22 protein-coding genes and 4 pseudogenes are annotated in these 23,254 nt (G+C 73.1%); 17 read left to right on the forward strand and 9 right to left on the reverse strand.

Features of this window, described 5'->3' with window-relative positions:
* From AB0937_RS36685 to AB0937_RS36710, 6 genes and pseudogenes are all read left to right on the forward strand, one after another.
* Positions 1–100 (forward strand): annotated as a pseudogene (locus AB0937_RS36685) (roadblock/LC7 domain-containing protein); the annotation flags it as partial.
* A gap of 26 nt (positions 101–126) precedes the next feature.
* Entirely contained in the window at positions 127–549 is a 423-nt protein-coding gene (locus AB0937_RS36690) for a roadblock/LC7 domain-containing protein (protein WP_234850695.1), read from the forward strand.
* The gene (locus AB0937_RS36695) at positions 546–908 is read left to right on the forward strand and encodes a DUF742 domain-containing protein (RefSeq protein ID WP_366718247.1); all 363 of its coding nucleotides are present in this window, start codon (positions 546–548) and stop codon (positions 906–908) included. The genes AB0937_RS36690 and AB0937_RS36695 overlap by 4 nt, the downstream gene beginning before the upstream one ends.
* Positions 880–1,506 (forward strand): ATP/GTP-binding protein, encoded by a 627-nt coding sequence (locus AB0937_RS36700; RefSeq protein WP_366718249.1) that lies wholly within the window; start codon positions 880–882, stop codon positions 1,504–1,506. Before AB0937_RS36695 ends, AB0937_RS36700 begins: the two co-directional genes overlap by 29 nt.
* Complete coding sequence (locus AB0937_RS36705; protein ID WP_366718251.1) at positions 1,503–2,741, forward strand: cytochrome P450; 1,239 nt, start codon at positions 1,503–1,505, stop codon at positions 2,739–2,741. The genes AB0937_RS36700 and AB0937_RS36705 overlap by 4 nt, the downstream gene beginning before the upstream one ends.
* A complete protein-coding gene (locus tag AB0937_RS36710; protein WP_366718253.1) occupies positions 2,738–3,964 on the forward strand; it encodes a cytochrome P450 in 1,227 nt (408 codons plus the stop codon). The genes AB0937_RS36705 and AB0937_RS36710 overlap by 4 nt, the downstream gene beginning before the upstream one ends.
* Before the next feature lie 269 nt (positions 3,965–4,233).
* Here AB0937_RS36710 and AB0937_RS36715 read toward each other — a convergent pair whose 3' ends face one another.
* The gene (locus AB0937_RS36715) at positions 4,234–5,727 is read right to left on the reverse strand and encodes a helix-turn-helix domain-containing protein (RefSeq protein ID WP_366718255.1); all 1,494 of its coding nucleotides are present in this window, start codon (positions 5,725–5,727) and stop codon (positions 4,234–4,236) included.
* 171 nt (positions 5,728–5,898) lie between these two features.
* On the opposite strand from AB0937_RS36715, the gene AB0937_RS36720 reads away from it, so the two are divergent.
* The 4 genes and pseudogenes from AB0937_RS36720 (at position 5,899) to AB0937_RS36735 (ending at position 9,922) form a co-directional block, all read left to right on the forward strand.
* Positions 5,899–6,519, forward strand: coding sequence for an L-threonylcarbamoyladenylate synthase (locus AB0937_RS36720; protein ID WP_366718257.1), 621 nt, complete (start codon positions 5,899–5,901; stop codon positions 6,517–6,519).
* 141 nt (positions 6,520–6,660) lie between these two features.
* Positions 6,661–7,417: pseudogene (locus AB0937_RS36725) on the forward strand (dienelactone hydrolase family protein).
* Between the two features lie 119 nt (positions 7,418–7,536).
* Positions 7,537–8,370: an MHYT domain-containing protein gene (locus tag AB0937_RS36730; protein ID WP_366718259.1), complete on the forward strand. Its 834-nt coding sequence runs from the start codon at positions 7,537–7,539 to the stop codon at positions 8,368–8,370.
* A gap of 46 nt (positions 8,371–8,416) precedes the next feature.
* A pseudogene (locus AB0937_RS36735) lies at positions 8,417–9,922 on the forward strand (metallophosphoesterase).
* Positions 9,923–10,084: 162 nt separating this feature from the next.
* On the opposite strand, the gene AB0937_RS36740 reads toward AB0937_RS36735, so the two are convergent.
* Positions 10,085–11,059, reverse strand: coding sequence for a TauD/TfdA family dioxygenase (locus AB0937_RS36740; protein WP_366718261.1), 975 nt, complete (start codon positions 11,057–11,059; stop codon positions 10,085–10,087).
* A 179-nt stretch (positions 11,060–11,238) separates the two neighbouring features.
* On the opposite strand from AB0937_RS36740, the gene AB0937_RS36745 reads away from it, so the two are divergent.
* From AB0937_RS36745 to AB0937_RS36755, 3 genes are all read left to right on the forward strand, one after another.
* Complete coding sequence (locus AB0937_RS36745) at positions 11,239–11,478, forward strand: hypothetical protein (protein WP_366718263.1); 240 nt, start codon at positions 11,239–11,241, stop codon at positions 11,476–11,478.
* Positions 11,479–11,621: 143 nt separating this feature from the next.
* Entirely contained in the window at positions 11,622–12,452 is an 831-nt protein-coding gene (locus tag AB0937_RS36750; protein ID WP_366718265.1) for an aldo/keto reductase, read from the forward strand.
* Positions 12,453–12,490: 38 nt separating this feature from the next.
* Positions 12,491–13,105 (forward strand): DNA polymerase ligase N-terminal domain-containing protein, encoded by a 615-nt coding sequence (locus AB0937_RS36755; RefSeq protein WP_366718267.1) that lies wholly within the window; start codon positions 12,491–12,493, stop codon positions 13,103–13,105.
* Positions 13,106–13,152: 47 nt separating this feature from the next.
* Here the strand turns inward: AB0937_RS36755 and AB0937_RS36760 are convergent, their stop codons facing one another.
* The 4 genes from AB0937_RS36760 to AB0937_RS36775 all read right to left on the reverse strand — a co-directional run bounded on the left by AB0937_RS36760 (position 13,153) and on the right by AB0937_RS36775 (position 17,239).
* Positions 13,153–15,495 (reverse strand): SpoIIE family protein phosphatase, encoded by a 2,343-nt coding sequence (locus AB0937_RS36760; protein WP_366718302.1) that lies wholly within the window; start codon positions 15,493–15,495, stop codon positions 13,153–13,155.
* A gap of 87 nt (positions 15,496–15,582) precedes the next feature.
* Positions 15,583–16,050: a peroxiredoxin gene (locus AB0937_RS36765; RefSeq protein ID WP_366718269.1), complete on the reverse strand. Its 468-nt coding sequence runs from the start codon at positions 16,048–16,050 to the stop codon at positions 15,583–15,585.
* Positions 16,047–16,427, reverse strand: a complete 381-nt coding sequence (locus AB0937_RS36770; protein ID WP_366718271.1) for a DoxX family protein — start codon at positions 16,425–16,427, stop codon at positions 16,047–16,049. Before AB0937_RS36770 ends, AB0937_RS36765 begins: the two co-directional genes overlap by 4 nt.
* 50 nt (positions 16,428–16,477) lie before the next feature.
* Entirely contained in the window at positions 16,478–17,239 is a 762-nt protein-coding gene (locus tag AB0937_RS36775; protein WP_366718273.1) for a helix-turn-helix transcriptional regulator, read from the reverse strand.
* Positions 17,240–17,329: 90 nt separating this feature from the next.
* Here AB0937_RS36775 and AB0937_RS36780 point away from each other — a divergent pair, with 90 nt between their 5' ends.
* Entirely contained in the window at positions 17,330–18,487 is a 1,158-nt protein-coding gene (locus AB0937_RS36780) for an MFS transporter (RefSeq protein WP_366718275.1), read from the forward strand.
* 7 nt (positions 18,488–18,494) lie between these two features.
* Here the strand turns inward: AB0937_RS36780 and AB0937_RS36785 are convergent, their stop codons facing one another.
* Positions 18,495–19,007, reverse strand: a complete 513-nt coding sequence (locus AB0937_RS36785) for a MarR family transcriptional regulator (protein WP_366718277.1) — start codon at positions 19,005–19,007, stop codon at positions 18,495–18,497.
* Between the two features lie 145 nt (positions 19,008–19,152).
* Between AB0937_RS36785 and ligD the strand changes: the two genes are divergently transcribed.
* The 3 genes from ligD (at position 19,153) to hemC (ending at position 22,167) form a co-directional block, all read left to right on the forward strand.
* Positions 19,153–20,133, forward strand: a complete 981-nt coding sequence (gene ligD / locus AB0937_RS36790) for a non-homologous end-joining DNA ligase (RefSeq protein WP_366718279.1) — start codon at positions 19,153–19,155, stop codon at positions 20,131–20,133.
* A gap of 141 nt (positions 20,134–20,274) precedes the next feature.
* Entirely contained in the window at positions 20,275–21,051 is a 777-nt protein-coding gene (locus AB0937_RS36795) for an NPP1 family protein (RefSeq protein WP_366718281.1), read from the forward strand.
* A gap of 180 nt (positions 21,052–21,231) precedes the next feature.
* The gene (hemC, locus tag AB0937_RS36800; protein ID WP_366718283.1) at positions 21,232–22,167 is read left to right on the forward strand and encodes a hydroxymethylbilane synthase; all 936 of its coding nucleotides are present in this window, start codon (positions 21,232–21,234) and stop codon (positions 22,165–22,167) included.
* Positions 22,168–22,191: 24 nt separating this feature from the next.
* Here the strand turns inward: hemC and AB0937_RS36805 are convergent, their stop codons facing one another.
* Positions 22,192–22,713: a hypothetical protein gene (locus tag AB0937_RS36805; RefSeq protein ID WP_366718285.1), complete on the reverse strand. Its 522-nt coding sequence runs from the start codon at positions 22,711–22,713 to the stop codon at positions 22,192–22,194.
* A 319-nt stretch (positions 22,714–23,032) separates the two neighbouring features.
* A pseudogene (locus tag AB0937_RS36810) lies at positions 23,033–23,245 on the reverse strand (multidrug ABC transporter permease); the annotation flags it as partial.
* Between the last annotated feature and the right edge of the window lie 9 nt (positions 23,246–23,254).

Here is a 23,254-nt window from a genome sequence, read left to right on the forward strand (position 1 = left end):
GGACACGGCATGGGTGCTCGAACCGGTCCTGGAGGTGCCGCACGTCGAGGCAGCCGTCCTGCTCACCCGTGACGGGCTCGTCACCGGTTACACCGACAGCAACGACCACGAAGGGGGAACGGCTCGATGACCAGCCGCGCAGCGGGGGACACGGCATGGGTGCTCGAACCGGTCCTGGAGGTGCCGCACGTCGAGGCAGCCGTCCTGCTCACCCGTGACGGGCTCGTCACCGGTTACACCGACGCGCTGTCGCGGCCGTCGGCCGAGCGGGTCGCGGCCATCACCAGCACCGTGCAGGGCGCCTGCCGTACCGCGGCGGCGGCGTTCGCCGACACCGACCGGGCGGAGATCCGGCAGGTCGTCATCGAGTCGGACCACGGCTACGTGCTCATCGTGCCGACGGACCACGGGACCTGCGTCGCCGCGTACGGCGATCCCGAGGTGCGGCTGGACCTGCTCGCCCACCGGGTGCACTCGCAGGTCGCGCGGCTGGGTGAGAAGGCGATGGCCGCGGGGCCCCGAGGTGCCGACGGCGGCACGCCGGCATGACCGGCCGCCGAGGCGGCCGTCCCCTGGTTCCCGCGTACCTGTCGACCGGCGGCGTGGCGCGGCCCAGCCGTGCGCACCTGGAACGGCTGTCGGTCCTCACCGGCGCCGGTGAGCCGGCCCCCGCCGACCTGCCCGCCGCCCAGACGGCCCTGCTGGAGGAGCTGGAGCACGGGTCGCTGACGGTGGTGGAGGCGGCGGCCCTGCTGCGGCTGCCGGTCTCCGCGGTGCTGGTGCTGGCCGCCGACCTGCTCGACCGTGACCTGGTCCTGGCCCGCGCCCCGATCCCGCCCGCCCGGCGCTTCGACCCCGACCTGCTGAAGAGAGTGGCCGATGGCCTCCGCGACCTCAAGAACCGGTGACGCCGAGCCGGGAGGTGCGGACGTCCACCTCCCCGAGACCGCCCGGGACTTGGTGAAGATCCTGATCACGGGACCGTTCGGCGTGGGCAAGACGACCCTGATCCGCTCCGTCTCGGAGATCCGGCCGCTGCACACCGAGGAGCAGCTCTCGGAGGCGTCCGCGCGGGTCGACGACCTCGCCGGGGTACGGGACAAGTCCACCACCACGGTCGCCATCGACTTCGGCCGGGTCAGCCTGCCGGGCGGCATCGTGCTGTACCTGTTCGGTACGCCCGGCCAGGAACGCTTCCGGGCCCTGTGGGACGACATCGCCCACGGGGCACTCGGCGCGCTCGTGCTGGTCGACGCCCGCCGGATCGACGCCTCGTTCGATGTGCTGGGACTGGTGGAGGAGTCGGGACTGCCGTACGCGGTCGCCTTCAACACCTTCCCGGACGCGCCCCGCCACCACACACCCGAGCAATTACGCGCCGCCCTGGACCTGGAGCCCACGACTCCCATGGTCACGTGCGACGCGCGGGAGACGGACTCCTCCATCGACGCCCTGCTCGCGCTGGTACAGCACCTGATCGACCACCACCCCCCGGAGCCCCGGTGACCCACCCCTCCCCCGCCGAGCAGGCCTTCTCCCTCGCGGCCCCCGTCCGCCTCTGGGAGGACGGCTTCGCCCGCGACCCCCACCCGTACTACGCCGCCCTGCGCGCTCACGGCCCGGTCGGCTGGGCGGAACTAGCGCCCGGTGTCCCGGCCTACGTCGTCACCGACCGGCGGGCGGCGCTGGACCTGCTGCACGACACGGAGACGTTCTCGCACGACCCCCGGCCGTGGGAGGCGACCGTCCCCGACGACTCGCCGGTGCTCGGCATGATGCGCTGGCGTCCCAACGCCCTGTTCGCGGACGGCGGCGCCCATCTGCGCTACCGCACCTCGCTGATCGACGCCTTCGACCTGGTGGAGCCGCACGACCTGCGGGCCCGGGTGCACCGGGCGGTGCACCTGCTGGTGGGCCGGTTCGGGCCGCGGGGCGAGGCCGACCTGGTGGGCGAGTTCACCCGGCCCCTGATGGCGCTGGTGTTCAACAGCCTCTTCGGCCTGCCGGACAGCGCGAGCGAACGGCTGGACGCCGCGCTGGGCAAGCTCATCGAGGGAGGTGCCCAGGCGGCCGAGGGCGAGGCCGAGTTCGGCGGGTACGTGCTGGAGCTGATCGCGGCCAAGACCGGGCAGCGGGGCGACGATCTGCCGAGCTGGCTGCTGGACCACCCGGCGGGGCTGACCCCCGAGGAGGTCACCTGGCAGGTGTTCCTCACCCTCGGCGCGGGCCACGAGCCGACGGCCAACCTGGTGTCCAACGCACTGTCCAGGATCCTCGGCAACCCGGCCTACTACTCGACGCTGACGAGCGGCGCCCGCCCGGTGACGGACGCGGTGCTGGAGGTCCTGCACCATGAGACGCCGCTCGCCAACTACGGCATCCACTACGCCCGTACGCCGGTCACCCTGCACGGCGTGTGGATCAGGGCCGCGGTGCCGGTGGTGATCTCCTACGGCGCGCTCGCCCAGGCCGCCGAGCAGGAGCGCGGCGCGGACCGCCACCCGTCGGACGCCTCGCACCTGTCCTGGTCGGCGGGCCCGCACGCCTGCCCGGTCAAGCAGCACACCCTGCTCATCGCCACCGAGGCCATCGAACGGCTGACCCAGTGGCTGCCCGACCTCGAACCCGTGCTGCCCCGCGAGCGCCTGACGTGGCGGCCAGGTCCGTTCCACCGCTCGCTGACGGCGCTGCCCGTGCGTTTCAGCCCCCGCTCCCCCGACCAGCCAGGAGGACGACCGTGACCGTGACCGACCGCATCGCTCTGGACCCGCTGGGCGCCGACATCGCCGCCGAGAGCGCCCGGCTGCGTGCCCTCGGCCCGATCGTGCCCGTGGAACTGCCGGGCGGTATCCCCGCCTGGGCTCCGACGCGCTACGACACGCTGAAGGAGCTCATCCTCGACCCGCGGGTCAGCAAGGACCCGCGGCTGCACTGGCGACTGTGGCCCGAGATCGGCGCGAACCCCTCCTGGGCGTGGATCCTGGGCTGGGTCGGAGTGGTCAACATGCTCTCCACGTACGGCCCTGACCACACCCGGCTGCGCAAGCTGGTCGCGCCCAGCTTCACGCACCGGCGGACCGAGGCGATGCGGCCCCGGGTGGAGACGATCACGGCGGAGCTGCTGGCCGCGCTGGAGGCAGCCGACGGCGAGGTCGTGGACGTCAAGGAGGGGCTCGCCCATCCGCTGCCGATGCGGATGATCTGCGAACTCATGGGTGTGCCGGACGCGTTGCGAGAGGACACCGGCCGCCTCATCGCGGCCATCATGGACACCTCCGACCCGAGCCCGGAGCACGCGGCGGACGTACAGCGGCAGATCGGGACCGTGCTGCCCGCGCTGATCACCCACCGGGCCGCGCACCCCGGGGACGACATCACGACCGAGCTGATCCGGGTCCGCGACGAGGACGGCGACCGGCTGAGCGACGAAGAGCTGCTCTACACGCTGCTGCTGGTGATCGGCGCCGGGTTCGAGACCACCGTGAACCTCATCGGCAACGCGGTGGTCGCCCTGCTGCGCCGCCCCGAGCAGCTGGCGGCCGTCCGGTCCGGGGAGATCGGCTGGGACGCCGTCGTCGACGAGACGCTGCGCGCTCACCCGTCGATCGCGTCGCTGCCGCTGCGGTTCGCCGTCACCGACCTCACCGTCGGCGAGGTGACGATCCCGGCCGGCGACGCCATCATCACGACATACGCCGCGGCGGGGCTGGATCCCGAGCACTACGGGCCGGACGCCGACCGCTTCGACGCCACACGGGGCGCCGACGACCATCTGGCGTTCGGCATCGGCGTCCACCGCTGCATCGGGGCGCCGCTGGCCCGGCTGGAAGCCCTCACCGCGCTGCCGGCGCTGTTCGACCGGTTCCCGGATCTGCGCCTGGACACCGGCGACGAGGGCCTGCGGCAGGTGCCGTCGTTCATCGCGTTCGGCTGGCAGGAGATCCCGGTGCGGCTGCGGGGCTGACGCCCTGGCGGGGATGGCATCTCGCGGGGGCTGCCCCCCCGGAGGGGAGGACACCCTCCGGTGAGGCAGCGCGCGGGAGCGCGACCGGTCCCCCGTTCCGGTCGAGCCCCCGCGACGAGTCGAACTTACGTCCCTGTCCGCGGCCTTGTGAACCGTGTCGATGCCCGCTGGACGCCCGGCGGGGCTCACCCGTGCACAGCTGAGTCCGGATGGCCCGGATTCGTCCCGCCCTCATCCGGCCAATCGGTTGCCCGGGAGGCAAAACGAGGTCACGCCGGGCGCGGGAGGACCGGCAGGTCGAGGTCGCCCACGGTCAGGTGCGCCAGGACGACCTCGTACAGGTCGGTGCCGGCGGCGAGCAGCTGGCGCTCCAGTACGGGTTCGGCGCTGCGGACGTGCTCGCGCACGGTCTGGGCGTGCACCCCCAGGGCCTGCGCGGCCCGTTCGGCGTTGCCGCCGACGGCGATCCAGGTGCGCAGCGTCCGGCGCGGATTGCGGGCGTCCGCGTCGAGCCGCCCCAGCAGGTCCTGCCCCCAGGTGCGGACGGCGGAGCCGGACAGCAGGTCGGCCAGGTGCAGCCCCGGCTCCGCGGTGTCGTGAGCGGAGCGCGTGTCGGGCAGGCCGATCCGGGTGTTGAGCGCCAGGTGGACCACGGCCCGGACCGTGAGGTCGGCGAAATCGGTGCCGAGCAGGGTCTCGACGCGTTCCATCCGGGCGCGGACGGTGTTGCGGCTGACGCCGAGGACCTTGGCGGCGTTGACGGCGGTGAACTCCAGGCCGAGCCGGGTGGTGGCGAGGAGCTCGGCGCGGGTGTGGTGCGGCAGGGTGTCGAGGGGGCGCAGTACGCGGGAGGTCCAGGCGCGCAGCGCCACCGGGTCCATCAGGCGTTCGGGGTGGGTGCGCTCGGCGTACACGGCCGTCTTGTCGGGCCGGAAGTGCGCGACGGCGAGGGCGCTGACGGCCTGCCCGTAGGCGGTGGCGGTCTGGGCGAGGCTCTGGCGGACGCTGCCGCCGAGGAAGAGGTCCGGGTGGCGTCCGACGAGGGAACGCAGGGCCTCGTCCGTGGTGTCCCTGGGGCTGACGACGATCACGTGCCCGTCCATGGCCGGGCAGCGCACCACCAGGGCGTCCTCCCGGGTGGTGTCCAGGCACTCCTCGGCGATGCGGTCACGCACGGCGGGAGCGGACTCGACGACGTACACGCACGCCGTGTCGGCGTCGAGCAGGCCCGGCCAGAGTCCGGCGGCGACGCGGCGGGCGGCGATGGTGTCCTCGACCATCAGCAGCTGCAGGATCGCCAGGCGCAGGTCGGCGGTGGCCCGGCGCAGCCGGTGCCCGGCCGCGGTCGACTCCCTCGCCGCCAGCAGCAGCTCGATCACCTGGGCGGTGTGCGTGACGACGCCGGAGGCCCGCCGGTCGAAGGGGTCCTGCCGGGAGACGGCCAGCACGCAGGCGTGGGACGGGTGCTCCACCCTGACCAGGCGCAGATGGCGCTCCGCGCTCTCCCAGGCCGCGGAGGCGATCCGGCCGGCGGTGATGTCCGCGACCAGGTCCTCGTCCAGGGGGAGCCGGTTCCCGGCGACGAGGTTCCCGGTGGCGTCCTGCAGGGCGACGGTCGCGCCCAGGGCCCCGGAGAGCCAGGCGACGACTCTGCGGACGTCGCGCCCGGACGGGCGCAGATGCTCCAGCAGTTCCTCCGCCCACTCCGGGCCCGTGCCGGTCTGCGCCTCCCGCAGCCGGTTCCCGTCCGATCGGCCAGCCACCTGGGCCTTCCCCTCGCTCCTCGTGCCGCCTCCGGCACACCGGTCGGGGACGTTACCTCACGTCCGCCGGGCGGTCCTCCAGGCCCGGATACCGGACGGCGGGGAGCCGGTGTCCCCGGGCCCGGCCCCCTCCTGCGCCGCCGACCGGCACCGTCGGCATAAGCTCGGCGGATGGCGAAGTACTACGACGTGCACCCCGACAACCCGCAGGCCCGCACCATCGGCCAGATCGCCGACAGCATCCGCGCCGACGCTCTTGTCGCCTACCCCACGGACTCCTGCTACGCACTGGGCTGCCGCATCGGCAGCCGTGACGGCATCGACCGGATCCGTACGATCCGCAAGCTGGACGACCGGCACCACTTCACCCTCGTGTGCCAGGACTTCGCCCAGCTCGGTCAGTTCGTGCGGATCGACAACGACGTGTTCCGCGCGATCAAGGCGTCGACGCCCGGCAGCTACACGTTCATCCTGCCCGCGACGAAGGAGGTGCCACGCGTGCTGCAGCACCCCAAGAAGAAGACCGTCGGGGTGCGCATCCCCGACCACGTCGTCACGCAGGCCCTGCTCGCCGAGCTCGGTGAGCCGCTGCTGTCCAGCACCCTGCTGCTGCCCGGAGAGGAGGAGCCGATGACGCAGGGCTGGGAGATCAAGGACCTGCTCGACCACGTGCTGGACGGGGTGGTCGACTCCGGTGACTGCGGTACCGAGCCGACGACGGTCGTCGACTTCTCCGGCGGGGAGGCCGAGATCGTGCGGTACGGCGCCGGCGACCCCTCGCGGTTCGAGTGAAGCGCGCACCAAAGGCCGTTCACGGTTCAACCGTGTGGTGGGGGTGGCGAATTGCCCCGGGAGGGGGCATGTCACGATGCCCGTGATCCGCCCGGTCACGCGGACGGGTTGCGACCACCCCCGCAGAGAGGCAGCTCAGCCATGACCGCCGTACAGGGAACCGCCGTCGACATCCCCACCGAGGACGGTACGGCCGACGCGTATCTGGCCCACCCCGCCGACGGGGCCGCCCACCCGGCGGTGCTGCTCTTCATGGACGCCTTCGGTCTGCGGCCGCAGCTGCGGTCCATGGCCGACCGGCTCGCCGCCGAGGGGTACGCGGTGCTGGTGCCGAACGTGTTCTACCGGCACGGGCGTGCCCCCCCTGTTCGGCCTTCCCGAGTTCATCGACCCGGGGACGCGTCCGGAGATATTCGAGCGCATCGGGCCGGTCATGCGGGACCTGACGAACGAGCGGGCGATGCGGGACGCCGGCGCGTATCTGCGATGGCTGGCCGAGTCTCCCTCGGTCGCCGACGGCCCGGTGGCGCTGACCGGTTACTGCATGGGCGCCCGCCTCTCACTGCTGACCGCGGGCACCTACCCGGACCGGGTCGCGGCCGCGGCCGGCTTCCACGGCGGGCGGCTGGCCACCGACACCCCGGACAGCCCCCACCTGGTGGCCGGCAAGGTCACCGCCGAGCTGTACTTCGGCCACGCCGACCAGGACCACTCCCTGCCCGAGGAGCAGATCGAGCGCCTGGAGCAGGCCCTGACGACGGCGGGCGTGCGCCACCGGTGCGAGGTGTACACGGGCGCGCCGCACGGTTTCACGCAGGCCGACACCGCGGCGTACCACCAGGAGGGCGACGAGCGGCACTGGTCGGCACTGCTCGACCTGCTGAAGCGCACATTCTGACCTCAATCGGCCCTCCCGTCGCGCGAGTTGACGGCGTACCCGCGGTAAGGGCTTGCTCTCCTCCGATCCCTGCGCGTAGACCTTGGCGAACACCGGTCAGAATGCGGGGGAGTTGCCTCATGGACGGCACAGTCGACGGGTTCCGCTACGGTGCGGTGACCCCGGTGGCGGCCTATCTGATGGCTTGTCTGGGCGGGGCGCTGGGGCTGCGGTGCATCGTGCGCTCGCTGCTCGACGCACAGTCGTGGAAGGCGGGCTGGCTGACGTTAGGCGCCGCCTCCATCGGATGCGGCATCTGGACGATGCACTTCATCGCCATGATCGGCTTCCACGTGGAGGAGACCCGGGTCCGGTACGACGCGGCCACGACGGTACTCAGTCTGGTCGTGGCCGTCGCCGTGGTGGGCGTCGGTGTGTTCATCGTCGGGTACCGCGGCACGGGCGGTGTCACCCTGGCGGTCGCGGGCGCCGTCACCGGGCTGGGCGTGGCGGGCATGCACTACCTCGGCATGGCGGCGATGCGGCTGAACGGCGACGTCGGCTACGACCCGGTCGGTGTCGCCCTGTCCGTACTGATCGCCGTCGGCGCCGCGACGGCGGCACTGTGGTCCGCCGTGACCATCCGCGGCTTCCTGACCAGTCTCGGGGCGAGCCTGGTGATGGGTGTGGCGGTGTCCGGGATGCACTACACGGGCATGGCCGCCGTCAGCGTCCACGTGCACGACACGAACGGCGGGACATGGGCGGGCGACTCACCCACGTCCCTGCTGCTGCCGATGCTGCTCGGGCCGGTGGCCTTCCTGCTGCTGGCCGGGGTCGTCGTGATGTTCGATCCGCTGCTGGTGACGGGCGAGCGGTCGCCGGCACCCCGGCCTGACGCCCCCGCCGCCAACTCGGCGGCCCGGCACCGCCCTTCGTGGCGCGCGGCCCGGGCATCCGCACGCGAACGGTGAGCGGCCCGCCTGCGGACGGACCTGGATCCATTGTTACGGTGCACCGGTGTCCGACTCCTCACGCGATACCGCCGAAGGCGCCGGCTGGGGCACCAGCGAACGGGGCGCGTACCGTCAGTTGATGCCGCCGGCGGCCGAGAAGATCTCCTGGCTGAACCCGAAGATGCTGTGGGTCGCCCGCAACGGCGTGCTGGCCTCCTGGTTCGGGGATCCCACCGGCCGGACGCGCAGCCGGTGGGTGGCGCAGCAGGCGGCCTCCGGCGCACCGGCCGACAAGGTGATCCGCCGGGACGACCCGGACCGGTTCTCGTTCCTGGTCATCGGCGACACCGGCGAGGGCGACGACCCGCAGTACGCCGTGGTGCCGGGCTTGCTGAAGACCGGTCAGGACACCCGGTTCGCCGTGCTGGCCAGTGACGTGATCTATCCGGTGGGCAGCGCGGACGACTACGGCACCAAGTTCTTCCGCCCCTACCAGGACTACCGGGCGCCGATCTACGCGATACCCGGCAACCACGACTGGTACGAGGACCTCGGCGGTTTCATGCGGGTCTTCTGCGACGACGCCCCGCCCCTGCCGGCCGAACCCCGGCCGCTCCCCCTCACCCGGGCCTGGCTGCGGTCGCTGCTGTGGCACCGGCCGCGTCCGGACGAAGGACAACACCTGCAGGTGGCACGGAAGTTGCGTGACGCGCCCGAACAGCGGGCCGTCCAGCCGGGCCCGTACTGGGCGATCGACGCCGGTCCGCTGCGGATCATCGGCATCGACACGGGGCTGCTCGGCACCCTCGACGCCGAGCAGGGCGCCTGGCTGCGCGAGGTGTCGCGGTGACCCCGGCCGAAGATCCTGGTCACCGGCTCGCCGTTGTACGTGGACGGCCGGCGCGAGCCGTGCGCCGTCGAAGGCGGCGGCACCGTCGACGACATCGTCCGCGACCCGGACCACCACTACGTGGCGGCGATCGGCGGCGACATCCACAACTACCAGCGCTACCCGGTGCGACTGGACGACGGCCGCACGCTCCAGTACGTCGTCGCGGGCGGGGGCGGCGCGTTCATGCACGCCACCCACACGATCCCGCGCGTCGACGTCGCGGGCGTCACCGAGCAGGACTTCCGCTGCTACCCGCTGCGCGGCGACTCGCTGGCCTTCTACAGCCGTCTCTACGGCCGCCGGCTGCGGATGCGCCGCTTCTTCACGCTCACCGAGGCCGAGGCGACGGCCGTGATCGCCGAGCGGCTCGGCATCGGGCCCACCCGCGTCCCGGGTGCCCCGGCCCGTCTCACCCGGCGCGTCCGCCTGGTCGCCGGGCTGCTCGGCAGCGGCCGCCGCCCCGACCGGGCCAAGCGGTTCCGGCTGCCGGTGCGGAAGATCTACACGTCGCTGTTCTCGCCGGGCTCGGCGACGTACGACCCGCCGTTCTTCAAGTGCTTCCTGCGCCTGGGCGTCTCCCCCGAGTCGGTCCGGCTGCGCTGTTACGCGGCGACCGGAAACCGCGCCCAGGAGATCGACCCGCCGGTCGAGGACGAGGTGACGATCCCCCTGCGCTGACCAGGTGGACCGCACCGGCCCGGCGACCCGGGGGAGGGACGGCGAGAAGGCCGCCGCCGGGCCACCCTGGAGATCATCGAGCCGGGCGAGCGGCCCGGCTCCGGCAGGGCGCCCGAGACGGCCGACGAAGGCGCACCGGGGACGCGACTCTCGGGCCCGGGGTCACCAGCGGCCCTGCTCGGTCCCGGTGATCGGCTCCGACGGCGTGCCGTCCACCCCGACAGGTACGTCCCCGGCGAGCATCACACGGTGCATGATCCTCGGATGGTCGAGGTGGGCGGTGTCGCCGGGGGCAAGGTGCATGGTGGCGCGGTTGTCCCAGAACGCCACGCTGCCCGGCTCCCAGCGGAACCGGACCGTGTACTCGGGCCGGACCGCCTGCTCGAGCAGCATCTCCAGGACCGCGCCGCTCTCGGGCCGGGAGAGACCGGCGATCTGCTCGACGTAGTAGCCGTTGACGTAGAGGATCCGCTCCCCGGTCTCGGGGTGGACGCGCACCAGCGGATGCAGGGAGGCGACCTGCCGGTCCAGCAGGTGCCGGACGTAGGCGTCGTCGCCGGGCCGTGGCTGGTAGCCGACGCCGAGCCGGTGCTCGGCCCGCAGCCCGTCGACGAACCGCCGCAGCGGCGCGGACAGTCCGGCGTACGCGGCCGCCAGGTTCGCCCAGGTGGTGTCGCCGCCGTAGGGCGGCACGGTCTCGGCGCGCAGGATCGTCGCGGCGGGCGGGTCGACGCGGGCGCCGTGGTCGCAGTGCCAGCCGCGCAGCAACGTGTGACGGCGGCGGCGCAGCCACTCGTCGTGCTCCATCCCGAACCGCCCGCCCAGCTCCAGCCGGTCGGCGGTCGTCTCGACCTCGGGGAAATCGGGGGGCGAGGCCTTGCCCCGCCGCGGCAGCACCACCGGCTCCCCGAACCGCCGCGCCAGGGCCACGTGCCCGGTGTGGTCCAGCCGCTGCCCCCGGAAGAACACCACCTTCCACCGCAGCACAGCGGCCCTGATGACACCGACCACGGCGTCGTCGAGGTCCGCGGCCAGATCGACACCGCCGATCTCCGCCCCGATGTACCCGGCCACCGGTTTCACCTCCACCCCGGCCTCCCGCGCCGCCTCGTCCGTCGTCCGGCTGTCCGTCGTCATGAACGCTCCGCTGGTCGTGGCCCTGGTCCTGTCTTCCGGAAGATCGTGACAGTGATCTCCGCGCAGGGCGACCGTGCCGTCACGGAGCTGCCGGAAACCCGGTCGAGGCGCGCTGACCCGCGTCGTTAAGTCACGACCGGCTCGCCGACGACCGCGACCAGCAGGAGTACCGCTACCTCATGCGGTTCTGGTGGCAACTGGGCATGACCTACCAGGAGGTGACGCTCGACCAGCTCAGGGCGAACCGCGGCGAGGACGCACTGCGACTCGTCGAGCAGCTCATCGACGCCGTGCGCACCTCCCCCGAAGCGATCGACGACTGGGGCGACGCGGTGGAGGGGCCCCGGCCCGTCGTCCGGGGAGCGCGGTTTCGAGGAGGCCCGGACGTGGCCGGCGGCAGGGCCCGCCCTGCACCCTGAACGCGCGGATCACGGTGTTCCGGAACACCGCCATGCCGTCCGCCGCCCTCATCCCGCACCTGTCCGGTTGATCATTGCTCACCCCGTCCGGGACGCTGAAGGGACGACACGGCCGCACGCACAGTCAACGGGAAGGCCCGACGGTGATCAGCATCCCGACGCACACGCTCAACGACGGTACGACGCTCCCCGCCCTGGGCCTCGGCACCTGGCCGCTAGGCGACGACGAGGCGCAGCAGGCGGTGCTCTCGGCCCTGGAGGCGGGCTACCGCCTGATCGACACGGCGACGAACTACCGCAACGAGACGGGGGTCGGGCGGGGTGTGGCCTCCGGTGTGGTGCCGCGTGAGGACGTCGTCGTCACGACGAAGCTCCCGGGCCGGCACCACGGATACGAGGAGACCCTCGCCTCCTTCGAGGAGTCCCGGGCCCGCCTCGGCCTGGAGTACGTCGATCTGTACCTGATCCACTGGCCGCTGCCGCGCGTGGACCGGTACGTCGACTCGTGGAAAGCCATGATCAAGCTGCGCGAGGAGGGGCTCGTCCGGTCGATCGGCGTCTCCAACTTCACGGCCGGGCACATCGAGCGGCTGGAGCAGGAGACCGGGGTGCTGCCCTCCGTCAACCAGATCGAGCTGCACCCTCTGCTGCCGCAGGACAACCTGCGCGCCTTCCACGCGGGCAAGGGCATCGTCACCGAGAGCTGGAGCCCGCTGGGCCGGGGCACGCCCCTGCTGCAGGACCCAGCCGTCGCGCGGATCGCCGAGGCGCACGGGGTGACGGCCGGACAGGTCGTGCTGCGCTGGCACACCCAGTTGGGTGCGGTGCCCATCCCCAAGTCGGCCAACCCCGAGCGGCAGCGCGCCAACCTCGACGTGTTCGGTTTCGAGCTGGGCGAGGACGAGATGCGGGCCGTCGCCGACCGGGCGCACCGGCGGGTGGGCGGCGACCCCGAGGTGCACGAGGAGTTCTGACGGGTACCCGGGGCGCGCGAGACGGGAAGGAGCCCCAGGTGGCCGATCGGGACCGGCTGCGGGAGTACCGCGGCAAGCGCGACTTCGACCGGACCGGCGAGCCCCGGGGGCGCGGAGCGCCGGCCGGTGACAGGCCTCGGTTCGTGGTGCAGATCCACGACGCGAGCACGATGCACTTCGACTTCCGGTTGCAGGTGGACGACGTGCTGAGGTCCTGGTCGATCCCGAAGGGCCCCTCGGCGGACCCGAAGGACAAACGCCTGGCCGTGCCCACGGAGGACCATCCGCTGGAGTACGAGGAGTTCGAGGGCGTGATCCCGAGCGGCGAGTACGGCGGTGGCACGGTGATCGTCTGGGACCACGGCACGTACGAGCCGTTGAGCCATGACCGTCAGGGCCGGCCCGTCGACTTCGCCGAGTCGCTGGAGCGCGGGCACGCCACGTTCCGGCTGAGCGGTTCCAAGCTGCACGGCGAGTACGCCCTGACCCGGTTCCGCAGCGGTCAGGGAGGTGACGGCGAGGAGGCCTGGCTGCTGGTGAAGCGGGCCGGGGGCGCGGCCCGTGCGCACGGGGCTCCCGATCCGCGTCGCGCACGCTCGGCCAAGTCCGGCCGCACCCTCGCCCAGGTCGCGTCGGACGCGGCCGGGGAGTGAGCGGCGGCCGTCTCCTCGCGACCGGGGCCGGTCAACTGCGGGGCCGGTCAGAACTGCGGTGTGAGCGACTGTTCGCACCAGATCGTCTTGCCCCGGGTGGTCTGGCGGCTGCCCCAGCGCTGGGTGAGCTGGGCGACCAGCAGCAGGCCGCGGCCCCCTTCGTCGTCCTGGTGGGCGCGCCGCAGGTGGGGTGAGGTCGAACTGCCGTCGGACACCTCGCAGATGAGGGTCCGGTCCCGGATCAGCCGGAGCTGGATGGGCGGGGCGCCGTAGCGGATGGCGTTGGTGACCAGTTCGCTGACGACGAGTTCGGTGACGAAGGCCGTCTCGTCCAGCCCCCATGTGGTGAGCTGGTCGGTGGCGGCCTGCCGTGTGGTGGCGACCTCCGCCGGGTCGGGCGTGACGTCCCAGGTGGCGACCTGGTCGGCGCCCAGCGCCCGGGTGCGGGCCAGCAGCAGGGCCACGTCGTCGCCGGGCTCCTCCGGCAGTACGGCCTTCAGCACGGTGTCGCACAGGGCGTCCAGCGAGTCCGCGGGCACGGTCAGGGCGCGGCACAGCTCGGCGGTGGCGTGGTCGACGTCGCGGTCGCGGTCCTCGACGAGCCCGTTGGTGTAGAGGGCGACGACGGAGCCCTCGGGCATCTGGAGCTCCGTCGCCTCGAACGGCAGCCCGCCCACGCCCAGTGGGGGCCCCGCGCTCATGGGGATGAGCCGGGCGGACCCGTCGGGCAGTACCAGGGCGGGCGCGGGGTGCCCGGCGGCAGCCAGGTTCAGACGGCGTGTCACGGGGTCGTAGACGGCGTAGAGGCAGGTCGCGCCGAGCTCGGCGACCTCGTCGCCCTGGTCGTCCGAGGCGAGATGGGTGACCAGGTCGTCGAGGTGGGTGAGGAGCTCGTCCGGCGGGAGGTCCACGTCGGCGAGGGTGCGGACGGCGGTGACCAGCCGGCCCATGGTCGCCGTCGAGGGGATGCCGTGCCCCACGACGTCCCCGACGACCAGCGCGACGCGGCTGCCGGACAGCGGGATCACGTCGAACCAGTCGCCGCCGATGCCGGCCGCCGAGCCGGACGGCAGATAGCGGTGGGCGACCTGGACGGCGGCCTGGCCGGGCAGGCCCCTGGGCAGCAGGCTGTGCTGGAGGGCGAGGGCGGTGGTGCGCTCGCGGGCGAAGCGGCGGGCGTTGTCGACGCAGACCGCCGCCCGGCTGGCGAGCTCCTCGGCGAACACGGCGTCGTCGTCGGCGTAGTCGTCGGGCTGTGCCACCCGCACGACCACGGCGACGCCGAGCGTGGTGCCGCGGGCCCGCAGCGGTACCGCCATCATCGAGTGGACGCCCTCGCGGTAGGGGCGTCCTTGCGGGGCTCGGGAGTTGCGTTCGGCCACCCAGCGCACGAACGCCGGTTCCCCCGCCTGGCTGAGGACGGCCCGGCCCTCGCGCATGGCCCTGGCGATCGGTGAGAAGGAGGGGTAGACGTCCACCGCTCCCAGGTGGACGGCCGCTTCCGGGGTGCCTTCGGTGACGGAGCCGTGGGCGACCCGGCGCAGCGTGATCTCCGGCGCGGACGCCGTCGGCGGCTCGTCCGCGCCGAGGACCCAGTCGAACAGGTCCACGCTCGCGAAGTCCGCGAAGCGGGGCACCACGACCCCGACCAGTTCCTCGGCCGTGCGGACCACGTCCAGGGTGGTGCCGATGCCGGCGGCGGCCTCGTTCAGCAGGACCAGCCGCTGCCGGGCCCAGTACTGCTCGGTGCTGTCGAAGGCGGCCAGGGCGGTCCCCACGAGTCCGCCGGCGGCGTCCCGGACCGGCCACATCTCGGTGACCCAGGCGTGCTCGCGGTTGAGCGCGGGGGCTCCGGTGTAGCTCTCGTACCTCAGCGGCCGGCCGGTGTCGACGACGTGCCTCAGGTGCCAGTTGAAGCCCCGGCTGTGCTCCTCCTCCGCCACGGTCTCCGGGAAGTGCCGGCCGAGCAGGGTCTCCTCGGACACGCCCATCACATGGCACGCGGCGTCGTTGAGTCGCAGGTAGCGCTGGTTGACGTCGAAGACGGACATCGACACGGACGCCTGCTGGAAGGCGCGGCCGGCGAGGGACGTCTCCCCGTGGCCGGGCGACGCGGCGGTGATCACATGGCCGCCCGCCGCCCCGTCCGGACCGGTGACGGCGCAGGCGCGGACGCGGAGCCCGACGAGGTAGCCGTCGTGGTGGCGCACCATGACGGTGCCGGACCGTGCGGACACGGCCTCGGGCGCCACGTCCTCGGCGAGCAGCTCCCGCACGGGCCGCCCCACGGCCTCCCCGGCCGGGTAGCCGGTCAGCCGCCGGGCACCCTCGCTCCACCCCGTCACGATGCCGCGGGCGTCGATGATCGCAGCAGCGGAGGCGTCCTCCATATCGTCCAGGATCATCCCTTTACCGCCTCCTATCAACCGCGATGCGGTATCCGGAACGGCGTCAGGTCCGGTGGACGCGCGTCGGTGTCAGGCCCGGTGTGCGCGCAGCGCGGTGAGCGCCCGGTCGGCATGCGCGTTCATGCGCAGTTCGCTGCGGACGACGTCGAGGACGGTGCCGTCCTGCGCGATGACGAAGGTGGTGCGCTTGGTGGGCGCCAGCGAGAAGCCGCGTTTCACGCCGAACCGCTCACGGACCGCCCCGTCGGCGTCGGACAGCAGAGGCATGCCGAGGCCGTGCCGTCCGGCGAACTCCTGCTGCCGTTCGACGGCGTCGCCGCTGATGCCGACGGGGCGCGCTCCGGCGGCGGCGAACTCGGCGGCCAGGTCGCGGAAGTGGCAGGCCTGGGCGGTGCAGCCCGGGGTGAGGGCGGCCGGGTAGAAGAAGAGCACGACGGGGCCCTCGGCGAGCAGCCCGGACAGGCTGCGCACGGTGCCGGTCTCGTCGGGCAGGGCGAAGTCCTCGACCTTGTCCCCGGGCTCCACGCGCGCGGTCACGACCTGCCCTCAGCGTTGCGGGCGACGCCGCGGGCCCAGAGCACGAGGGGCACCTGCAGGGGCAGGCGTCCGAAAGCGGCGGCCTTCTGCGGGGCGGGGCGGTGGCGCCAGTCGGCGGCCATCTTGACGTTGGCGGGGAACACCCCGACGAAGAAGGCCGCCGTGGCCAGGGCGGCGGCCTTGCGGGTGCGGGGCAGCGCCAGGCCGGCGGCCAGCGCGAGTTCGGCGGCGCCGCTCGCGTAGGTCCATGCCCTGGGCGTACCGGGCAGGCCGCGCGGGATGGTGGCGTCGAACGGGCGGGGGCGGGCGAAGTGGGCGACACCCGCGGTGGCCAGCAGGCCGGCGAGCAGCAGGGGTGAGCGTTCGGACCGGGACACGGTTCCTCCTCTGAAGGCCTGCCGCGCATTATTACCGGTCGGTAGTCAGGTCAGTCCACCGGGCCCCCGGACTGCCCGTGATGTCTGCCCGGCGTGTACCCGAAGGCGCGGCGGAAGACGTCGATGAAGGCGCTCGCGGAGGACCAGCCGCAGCGATGGGCGACGGTCGTGACGGGCAGGCCGTCGGCGAGCATCCGCAGGGCGTGGTAGAGCCGCGACTGAGTGCGCCACTGCGGGTACGTCATGCCGAACTCACCACGGAAGAGCCGGCTGAGGGTCCGCTCCCCCACCCCGGTCGTGGCACCGAGTTCGGCGAGGGTGCGGACGTCGGCCGGGTCGGCGTGCACGAGGGCGCAGGCGGCGGCCAGCCGCGGGTCGGCGGGAGTGGGCAGGCGCAGGGGCTGCTGGGGCGAGACCCGGAGCTGGTCGCGCAGCACGGCGCGCAGCCGGCGCCGCTCCGGGCTGCGGTCGCCCGGGTCGCGGGTGTAGGCGAGGATCAGCTCGCGCAGCAGCGGGCTGACGGCGAGGACGGCCGGGTGGTCCAGGCCGAGGGGGTTGTCGCCGGCGGGCAGGCCGACCAGGTGCAGGTCGAGGCGGCCGTGGGCGCGGTGGGCGTGCACGGTGCCGGCCGGGACCCAGATGGCGCGGGTACCGGGGGCGAACCAGGTGCCGGCGTCGGTGGTGACGGCCACGACGCCGGCGCCCGCGTAGACGATCTGGTGGTCGTCGTGCCGGTGCGCCGCGATGCGGTCGCCGGCGGTGAGCCGCTGGGCGCGGGTGGGCGCGGTGGGGGTGTGGCGGATGTTCGGCACAGTCCGGCAGATTATCGGAAGCGGGCCAGAGGGCCGGAGGACGACGATCGCCGGGTGACCACTTCGAGACGCGATCGACCCGTTGCCCTGATGTCCTTGGGGCACGCCTGTGTGGATGTGTATCAAGGGGCTGTCGCCGCCCTGGTGCCGTACTTCGTCGCCGAGCGCGCCTACTCCTATGCCGCCGCTTCGGGTGTCGTCCTGGCGGCGTCCCTGCTGTCGTCACTGGTGCAGCCGCTGTTCGGGGTGCTCACCGACCGGTGGGCGATGCCGTGGCTGCTGCCGCTGAGCGCGCTGACGGCCGGGACGGGCGTCGCCCTGAGCGGGGTGACCGGCTCCTATGCGCTGACCCTGGTGGTGGTGGCCGTGTCGGGGGTGGGCGTGGCCGCCTACCACCCGGAGGCCGCACGGGTGGCGCGGGCCGTGGCGCACGGCCGGCACACCGCGATGGGCTGGTTCTCCTTCGGCGGCAACGCCGGCTTCGCCCTGGCGCCCCTGCTGGTCTTCGCCGTGGTGGCAACGGGCGGGCTGCGCGCCTCTCCCCTGCTGGTCGTCCCCGCCCTGGCGGGCGCGGCGCTGTGTGCGGCGGCCGTGCGGGCCGCGGGGCCCGGCCCGGGCAGTGCCGGCGCGTCCGCCGCCGTCGGCGAGGACGACTGGCGGTCCTTCCTGCGGCTGTCCGGGGCCGTGGTGTGCCGCTCCGTGGTGTTCGTCGGCCTGAGCGCGTTCGTCTCGCTGTACGTGCGCGAACGCACCGGTGGCGGGGAGGGGGCCGGTACGGCGGCGCTGTTCGTGCTCTATGCCGGCGGGGCACTCGGCACGCTGGCCGGGGGCCGGCTGGCGGAGCGGTACGGCAGGGTGGCGGTGGTGCGCCGGTCGTACACCCTGACGGTCCTGGCCGTCGCCGGGCTGGTTCTGGTGCCCGGGCCGCCCGTCTACCTGTTCGTGGCGCTGACGTCGGCGGGGCTGTATGTGCCGTTCTCGCTGCACATCACCCTGGGCCAGGACTTTCTGCCCCGGCGCGTGGGGACCGCGAGCGGGGTGACGCTGGGCCTCACCGTGAGCGTCGGCGGCCTCGTGGCGCCCGCGCTCGGGGCACTGGCCGACGCGACGTCCCTCCGGTCGGCCCTGCTGCCGCTCATCGCACTGCCCGCACTCGGCCGACTGCTGCTGTGCGGCCTGCGCGAACCGGCCGCCCCGGGAGCGGCGGCCCCCGTGCGGGCGGATCCGCGTGACCCGGCCGCACGCTGACAGGCGATCAGGCCGGCCCGCCCGGAGCCGACCGGGATTCTCCTTCCTGCTCGGCGCAGGCGAGGAAGTCGTCGCCCCTGCGGTGGAACAGCGTGGCGAGCCGCCGCAGGTCGCCGGGCGACCAGCCGGAGAGGGCCATCTGCATGCCGCGGACCCCGGCGTCGCGGACCTTCGCGATAGCCTCGGCGCCGGCGCCGGTGAGCTCGATGCGCTGGGCGCGGCGGTCGTCCGGGCCGGGGACGCGGGCGACGTACCCGGACTTCTGCGGCTGCTGCACGGCACGCGTGACGTGCGAGGCCTCGCCGCCCAGCCGCGCGGCGGGCTCCCCGGGCCGCAGCGGCTCGGAGTCGGCCAGCAGTCGCAGCAGCGCCCCGGCGGCGCGGTCCATCGGTACGCCCGCAAGGGCCATCGGCCGGTGGTGCCGACGGGCGGGGGTGCTCCGGTAGGTGATGCGGGTGAGTGCACGCTCGATCTCGGTCGCTTCCGGGGCGGGGACGCCGGGGAGCGTTGGGGTGGACATGAGCACCAGGCCATCATCTCGTTGCGTGAGTCAAGTGAATCGGGGAGTGCGGGGACTCCGCGGGACCGGCCCCGGGTCGGCGCCGTTCAGGGGAAACAGCCGGAGAACACGCGTGAGGGCCCGCCGGTTTGTCGACACCTCACCCGTGGACCTGCCGCTGATCCCGCCCATGCTCGCCACGTCCGGCACCCTGCCGCCCGCCGCGCAGGAAGCGCGCTGGGCCTACGAGACCAAGCAGGACGGGCAGCGGGTGGTGGTCTATCTGCCCGGCGACGGCACCGTGCTGCTGCGCGCCCGCTCCGGGGACGACATCACCGCCGCCTACCCCGAACTCGGGCCGCTGGCCACGGCGCTCGGTTCCACCCCCGCCGTACTGGACGGCGAGGTCATGGCCCTGGACGCCGAGGGCCGCGCGAGCTTCCAGTTGCTGCAGTCCAGGATGGGCCTGGCCCACGCGCCCGCCAGGGCCGCCCGGCGGGCGGCCGAGGTCCCCGTCCACCTCGTGCTGTTCGACCTGATGCACCTGGAGAACCACTCCCTCCTGCGCCTCCCCTACGCACGGCGCCGCGCGACGCTGGAGGGCCTCGGCCTCACCGGGCCCTCCTGGTCGACCCCGCGCGCACTCGTCGGCCACGGCGCCGAGGCCCTGCGCGCCACCCGGGAGCACGGCCTGGAGGGCCTGGTCTGCAAGCGGCTGGACTCCGTGTACGAACCGGGGACGCGCTCGCGGGCCTGGATCAAGATCCGCAACATGCGCACGGAGGACGTCCTGGTCGGCGGCTGGCAGCCCGGGAAGGGACGGCTCACCGGGCTGCCGGGCGCGGTGCTGGTCGGGCAGCGCGCCGCGGGCCGGCTGCGCTACGTCGGCAGCGTGGGCACGGGCTGGAGTGAGGCCGAACGCACGGAACTCGCCGGGCTGCTGGAGGCCGCCGCGACCGGCGCCTGCCCCTTCGACCCCGCCCCCCGGGCCCCGGGAGCGCACTGGGTGGTCCCCCGCCTGGTCGGTGAGGTCCGCTACAGCACCCGCACCCGGGAGGGGTTGCTGAGGCAGCCGTCCTGGCTGCGGCTCCGGCCCGATCTGGCGCCCGAGGACGCGGCGGCCGACATCCCGGACGACATGGTCTGAAACAACGGCAATTTCCCACTGTCGGGCTGCGATTCACCGCTGAGATCCTCCACCCCTCTTGGCATGGACGCGTTCAGCCTGGAAGCTGAACCCCCGTTTCCCCCACAGCCGTTGGGCTGCGCCCGGACCAAGGAGGACGCAGTGTCGTCACGCACGTTCGCCCGCCACAGCAGGAGATGGCTCACCGGAGCGGCCGGTGCCGCCGCCCTCGTCCTCGCGGCACCCGCCACGGCCTTCGCAGCCCCGCCGTCGGCACTGCCCGCCAACGCGGACCCGCTGGAGCAGACGTACCAGCCCGCCTACGACTACGACACCGACGGCTGCTACTCCACGCCGGCGATCGGCCCGGACGGCACGGTGAACGGCGGCCTCAAACCGAGCGGCGCCCTGAACGGCAACTGCCGGGACGCCTCGGACCTCGACAACACCAACGGCTACGCGCGTTCCACGTGCAACAACGGCTGGTGCGCCATCCTGTACGCCCTCTACTTCGAGAAGGACCAGGCCCTGGCCGGCAGCGGCATCGGCGGCCACCGCCACGACTTCGAGCACGTCGCGGTGTTCGTGCAGGGAAACCAGGTCAAGTACGTGTCGACGTCCAACCACGGTTCGTTCACCGTGCACGCGGCGTCCGCGATCCGCTTCGACGGCACGCACGCGAAGATCGTCTACCACAAGGACGGCATCAGCACGCACTGCTTCCGCGCCGCGAACACGAAGGACGAGCCGCCGGAGAACCACAAGCGCACCTGGCAGTACCCGGCGCTGGTCGGCTGGAACGGCTACCCGGCCGGGGTGCGCGACAAGCTCACGTCGCACGACTTCGGCAGCGCCCATTTCGGCCTGAAGGACGGCGACTTCGCCAACCACCTCGCGAAGGCCAAGCCCTCGGGCATCTCCTTCGACCCGTACGCCTGACGCGCGCGATCCGGCCGGGGGCGCCCCCCTGCCGGGTCTGGCTCGTGCCGGTGCCGCCTGGCCACGCGGTGAGGCGGCGCCGCTCGCGGGGAGATCCACTCGTCCCGAACTGACGTGCGTCGCCCGGCGGTCGGGGAGGTACGGCACGAACGCACCCGCGAGAGGGTCTATCGTGTCCGCATGTCCGCCCCCGAACTGATTCGCATCGTCTCCCGCGACTCCCCCATGGCGCTCGCCCAGGTGGAGCGCGTCCGGGCCGAGTTGGCCGCCGCCCTTCCCGGAGTACGCACCGAGGTCGTGCCGGTGAAGACCACCGGCGACAAGTGGATGGGCGATCTGTCCCAGGTCGAAGGCAAGGGCGCGTTCACCAAGGAGGTCGACGCGGCGCTGCTGGCGGGCGAGGCCGACCTCGCCGTGCACTGCGTGAAGGACGTGCCGGCCGACCGTCCGCTCCCGGCGGGCACGGTGTTCGCCGCGTTCCTCAAGCGGGACGACATCCGCGACGCCCTGATCCACCCGGACGGGCTCACCCTGGACGAGCTGCCGGCCGGGACCCGGATCGGCACCTCCTCGGTGCGCCGTGTCGCACAGCTGGCCGCCACGCACCCGCACCTGGAGTGCGTGCCGTTCCGGGGCAACGCCAACAAGCGCCTCGCGAAGCTGGCCGCCGGCGAGGCGGACGCGCTGCTGCTCGCGGTCTCCGGCCTGGAGCGCATCGGCCGCGAGGACGTGATCAGCGAGATCCTCTCGACCGAGACGATGATGCCGCCCATCGGCGCGGGCGTACTGGCGCTGCAGTGCCGTGAGGACGACACCGCGCTGATCGACGCGGTGAGCGGTCTCGGCGACCCGGACACCCACCGGGAGACCACCGCCGAGCGCATGTTCCTTCATGTGCTCCAGGGGCACTGCAACAGCCCCATCGCCGGGTTCGCGCAGGTGGACCGCAGTGGCGAACTCTCCCTGCGGGCCTGCGTGTTCACCCCCGACGGCAAGACGCGCCTCAACGCCCACGAGTGGGCGGGCCGGCTCGACCCGGCCACCCTCGGCACCTCGGTCGCCGTGGCCCTGCTGCGTCAGGGAGCCCGCGAGATCATCGACGGCATCCCGCACTGACCCGAGCGACGCCCTGACGCCGGATCAGGCGGTGCCTTCCTCCGCCTGGTCCCGCAGGAAGACGCTCACCTGGTGCGCCAGGCTGTCCCGCACCGCGCCCTGCTGGCCGCCGGCGGCTCCCTCGTGCACGCCGATGCCGCCCGACCACAGCCGGCGGTCGGCCCACTCCTCCTCGACGCGCAACTGCACCTGGACGTCGACCAGGCCCAGGGAGGCCTCGGCGCCGGCCGCGTAGAGCACGGCGGTGGCCCGCCGCAGCGGGTAGACGTCGAAGCCCTCGATGAACTGCGAGTTGCGCCAGTCGATGAAGGCGCTCTCCCCGTCCGGCCCGAGACGGACGTCGATCTGGCCGTCCTCCAAGTGCACGCCGAGATGACGGCTGCCGCGGTTCTCGACCGTCACACGGAGGCAGAAGTACGTCAGCCCGTCGGCGGCGTCGTCCCGGCCGCGGGGCGGCTCGGCCAGTTCCAGACGGTGGACGCGGACGCGCAGACCGGCATGCTCGTCGTACTCCTGCCAGTCCCCGACCACGTTCGGCTCGTACACGCTGCACCCTCTCGACCTCTGGAAGCTGCTTCCTATCTGTGCCCTGAGCGCACTGTCAAATGAGCAGAATGCGCTGTGGCCTGGCAGTTCATCCTTTTTGATCGGTGATCAAGCCGTGCCCAGCGGTTATCCGGAAAGAGCGGGAGAAAGCGCTTGCCCGGGCGTGCCGCACATCACTTCCACGAGTGAAGATCAACCGGCTCAGCGGGTTGGCCTTGCTGCCGGACTGTGGCGGAACGCCACAGTCACCGTCCGCTGCTCGGCCGTCGAACCGGAACGGTTCAGCGCGTCGTCGAGGAACGCCTCGTCGCCTACAGTCCGGCATGGCGGACAGCGGGCACAAGGCGCTGGAACCGGAGAACAGGGGCATGGCGATCACCTGGCCGATGCCCATGAGGCGGTCGCGGCCGAGGACGATCCCGGCGATGGTCGTCGACAGGCGGGAGAAGAAGGCCGAGCCGAGGACGACGATCGCGGCGACGGCGAGCGGCTCGAGCGGGTTCCAGGTCAGGGCCGCGCCGAGCAGCGCGGCGGTGCGGCG

It is taken from the genome of Streptomyces sp. NPDC047880 (assembly GCF_040706515.1).
Lineage (GTDB): Bacteria > Actinomycetota > Actinomycetes > Streptomycetales > Streptomycetaceae > Streptomyces.

Bases quoted from the DNA above. Each gene is read 5' to 3' on its own strand.
- AB0937_RS36690 (WP_234850695.1), top strand. From the start codon at position 127: ATGACCAGCCGCGCAGCGGGGGACACGGCATGGGTGCTCGAACCGGTC.
- AB0937_RS36695 (WP_366718247.1), top strand. From the start codon at position 546: ATGACCGGCCGCCGAGGCGGCCGTCCCCTGGTTCCCGCGTACCTGTCG.
- AB0937_RS36700 (WP_366718249.1), top strand. From the start codon at position 880: ATGGCCTCCGCGACCTCAAGAACCGGTGACGCCGAGCCGGGAGGTGCG.
- AB0937_RS36720 (WP_366718257.1), top strand. From the start codon at position 5,899: ATGGCGAAGTACTACGACGTGCACCCCGACAACCCGCAGGCCCGCACC.
- AB0937_RS36730 (WP_366718259.1), top strand. From the start codon at position 7,537: ATGGACGGCACAGTCGACGGGTTCCGCTACGGTGCGGTGACCCCGGTG.
- AB0937_RS36740 (WP_366718261.1), bottom strand. From the start codon at position 11,059: ATGACGACGGACAGCCGGACGACGGACGAGGCGGCGCGGGAGGCCGGG.
- AB0937_RS36745 (WP_366718263.1), top strand. From the start codon at position 11,239: ATGCGGTTCTGGTGGCAACTGGGCATGACCTACCAGGAGGTGACGCTC.
- AB0937_RS36760 (WP_366718302.1), bottom strand. From the start codon at position 15,495: ATGGAGGACGCCTCCGCTGCTGCGATCATCGACGCCCGCGGCATCGTG.
- AB0937_RS36780 (WP_366718275.1), top strand. From the start codon at position 17,330: ATGTCCTTGGGGCACGCCTGTGTGGATGTGTATCAAGGGGCTGTCGCC.
- AB0937_RS36785 (WP_366718277.1), bottom strand. From the start codon at position 19,007: ATGTCCACCCCAACGCTCCCCGGCGTCCCCGCCCCGGAAGCGACCGAG.
- hemC (WP_366718283.1), top strand. From the start codon at position 21,232: ATGTCCGCCCCCGAACTGATTCGCATCGTCTCCCGCGACTCCCCCATG.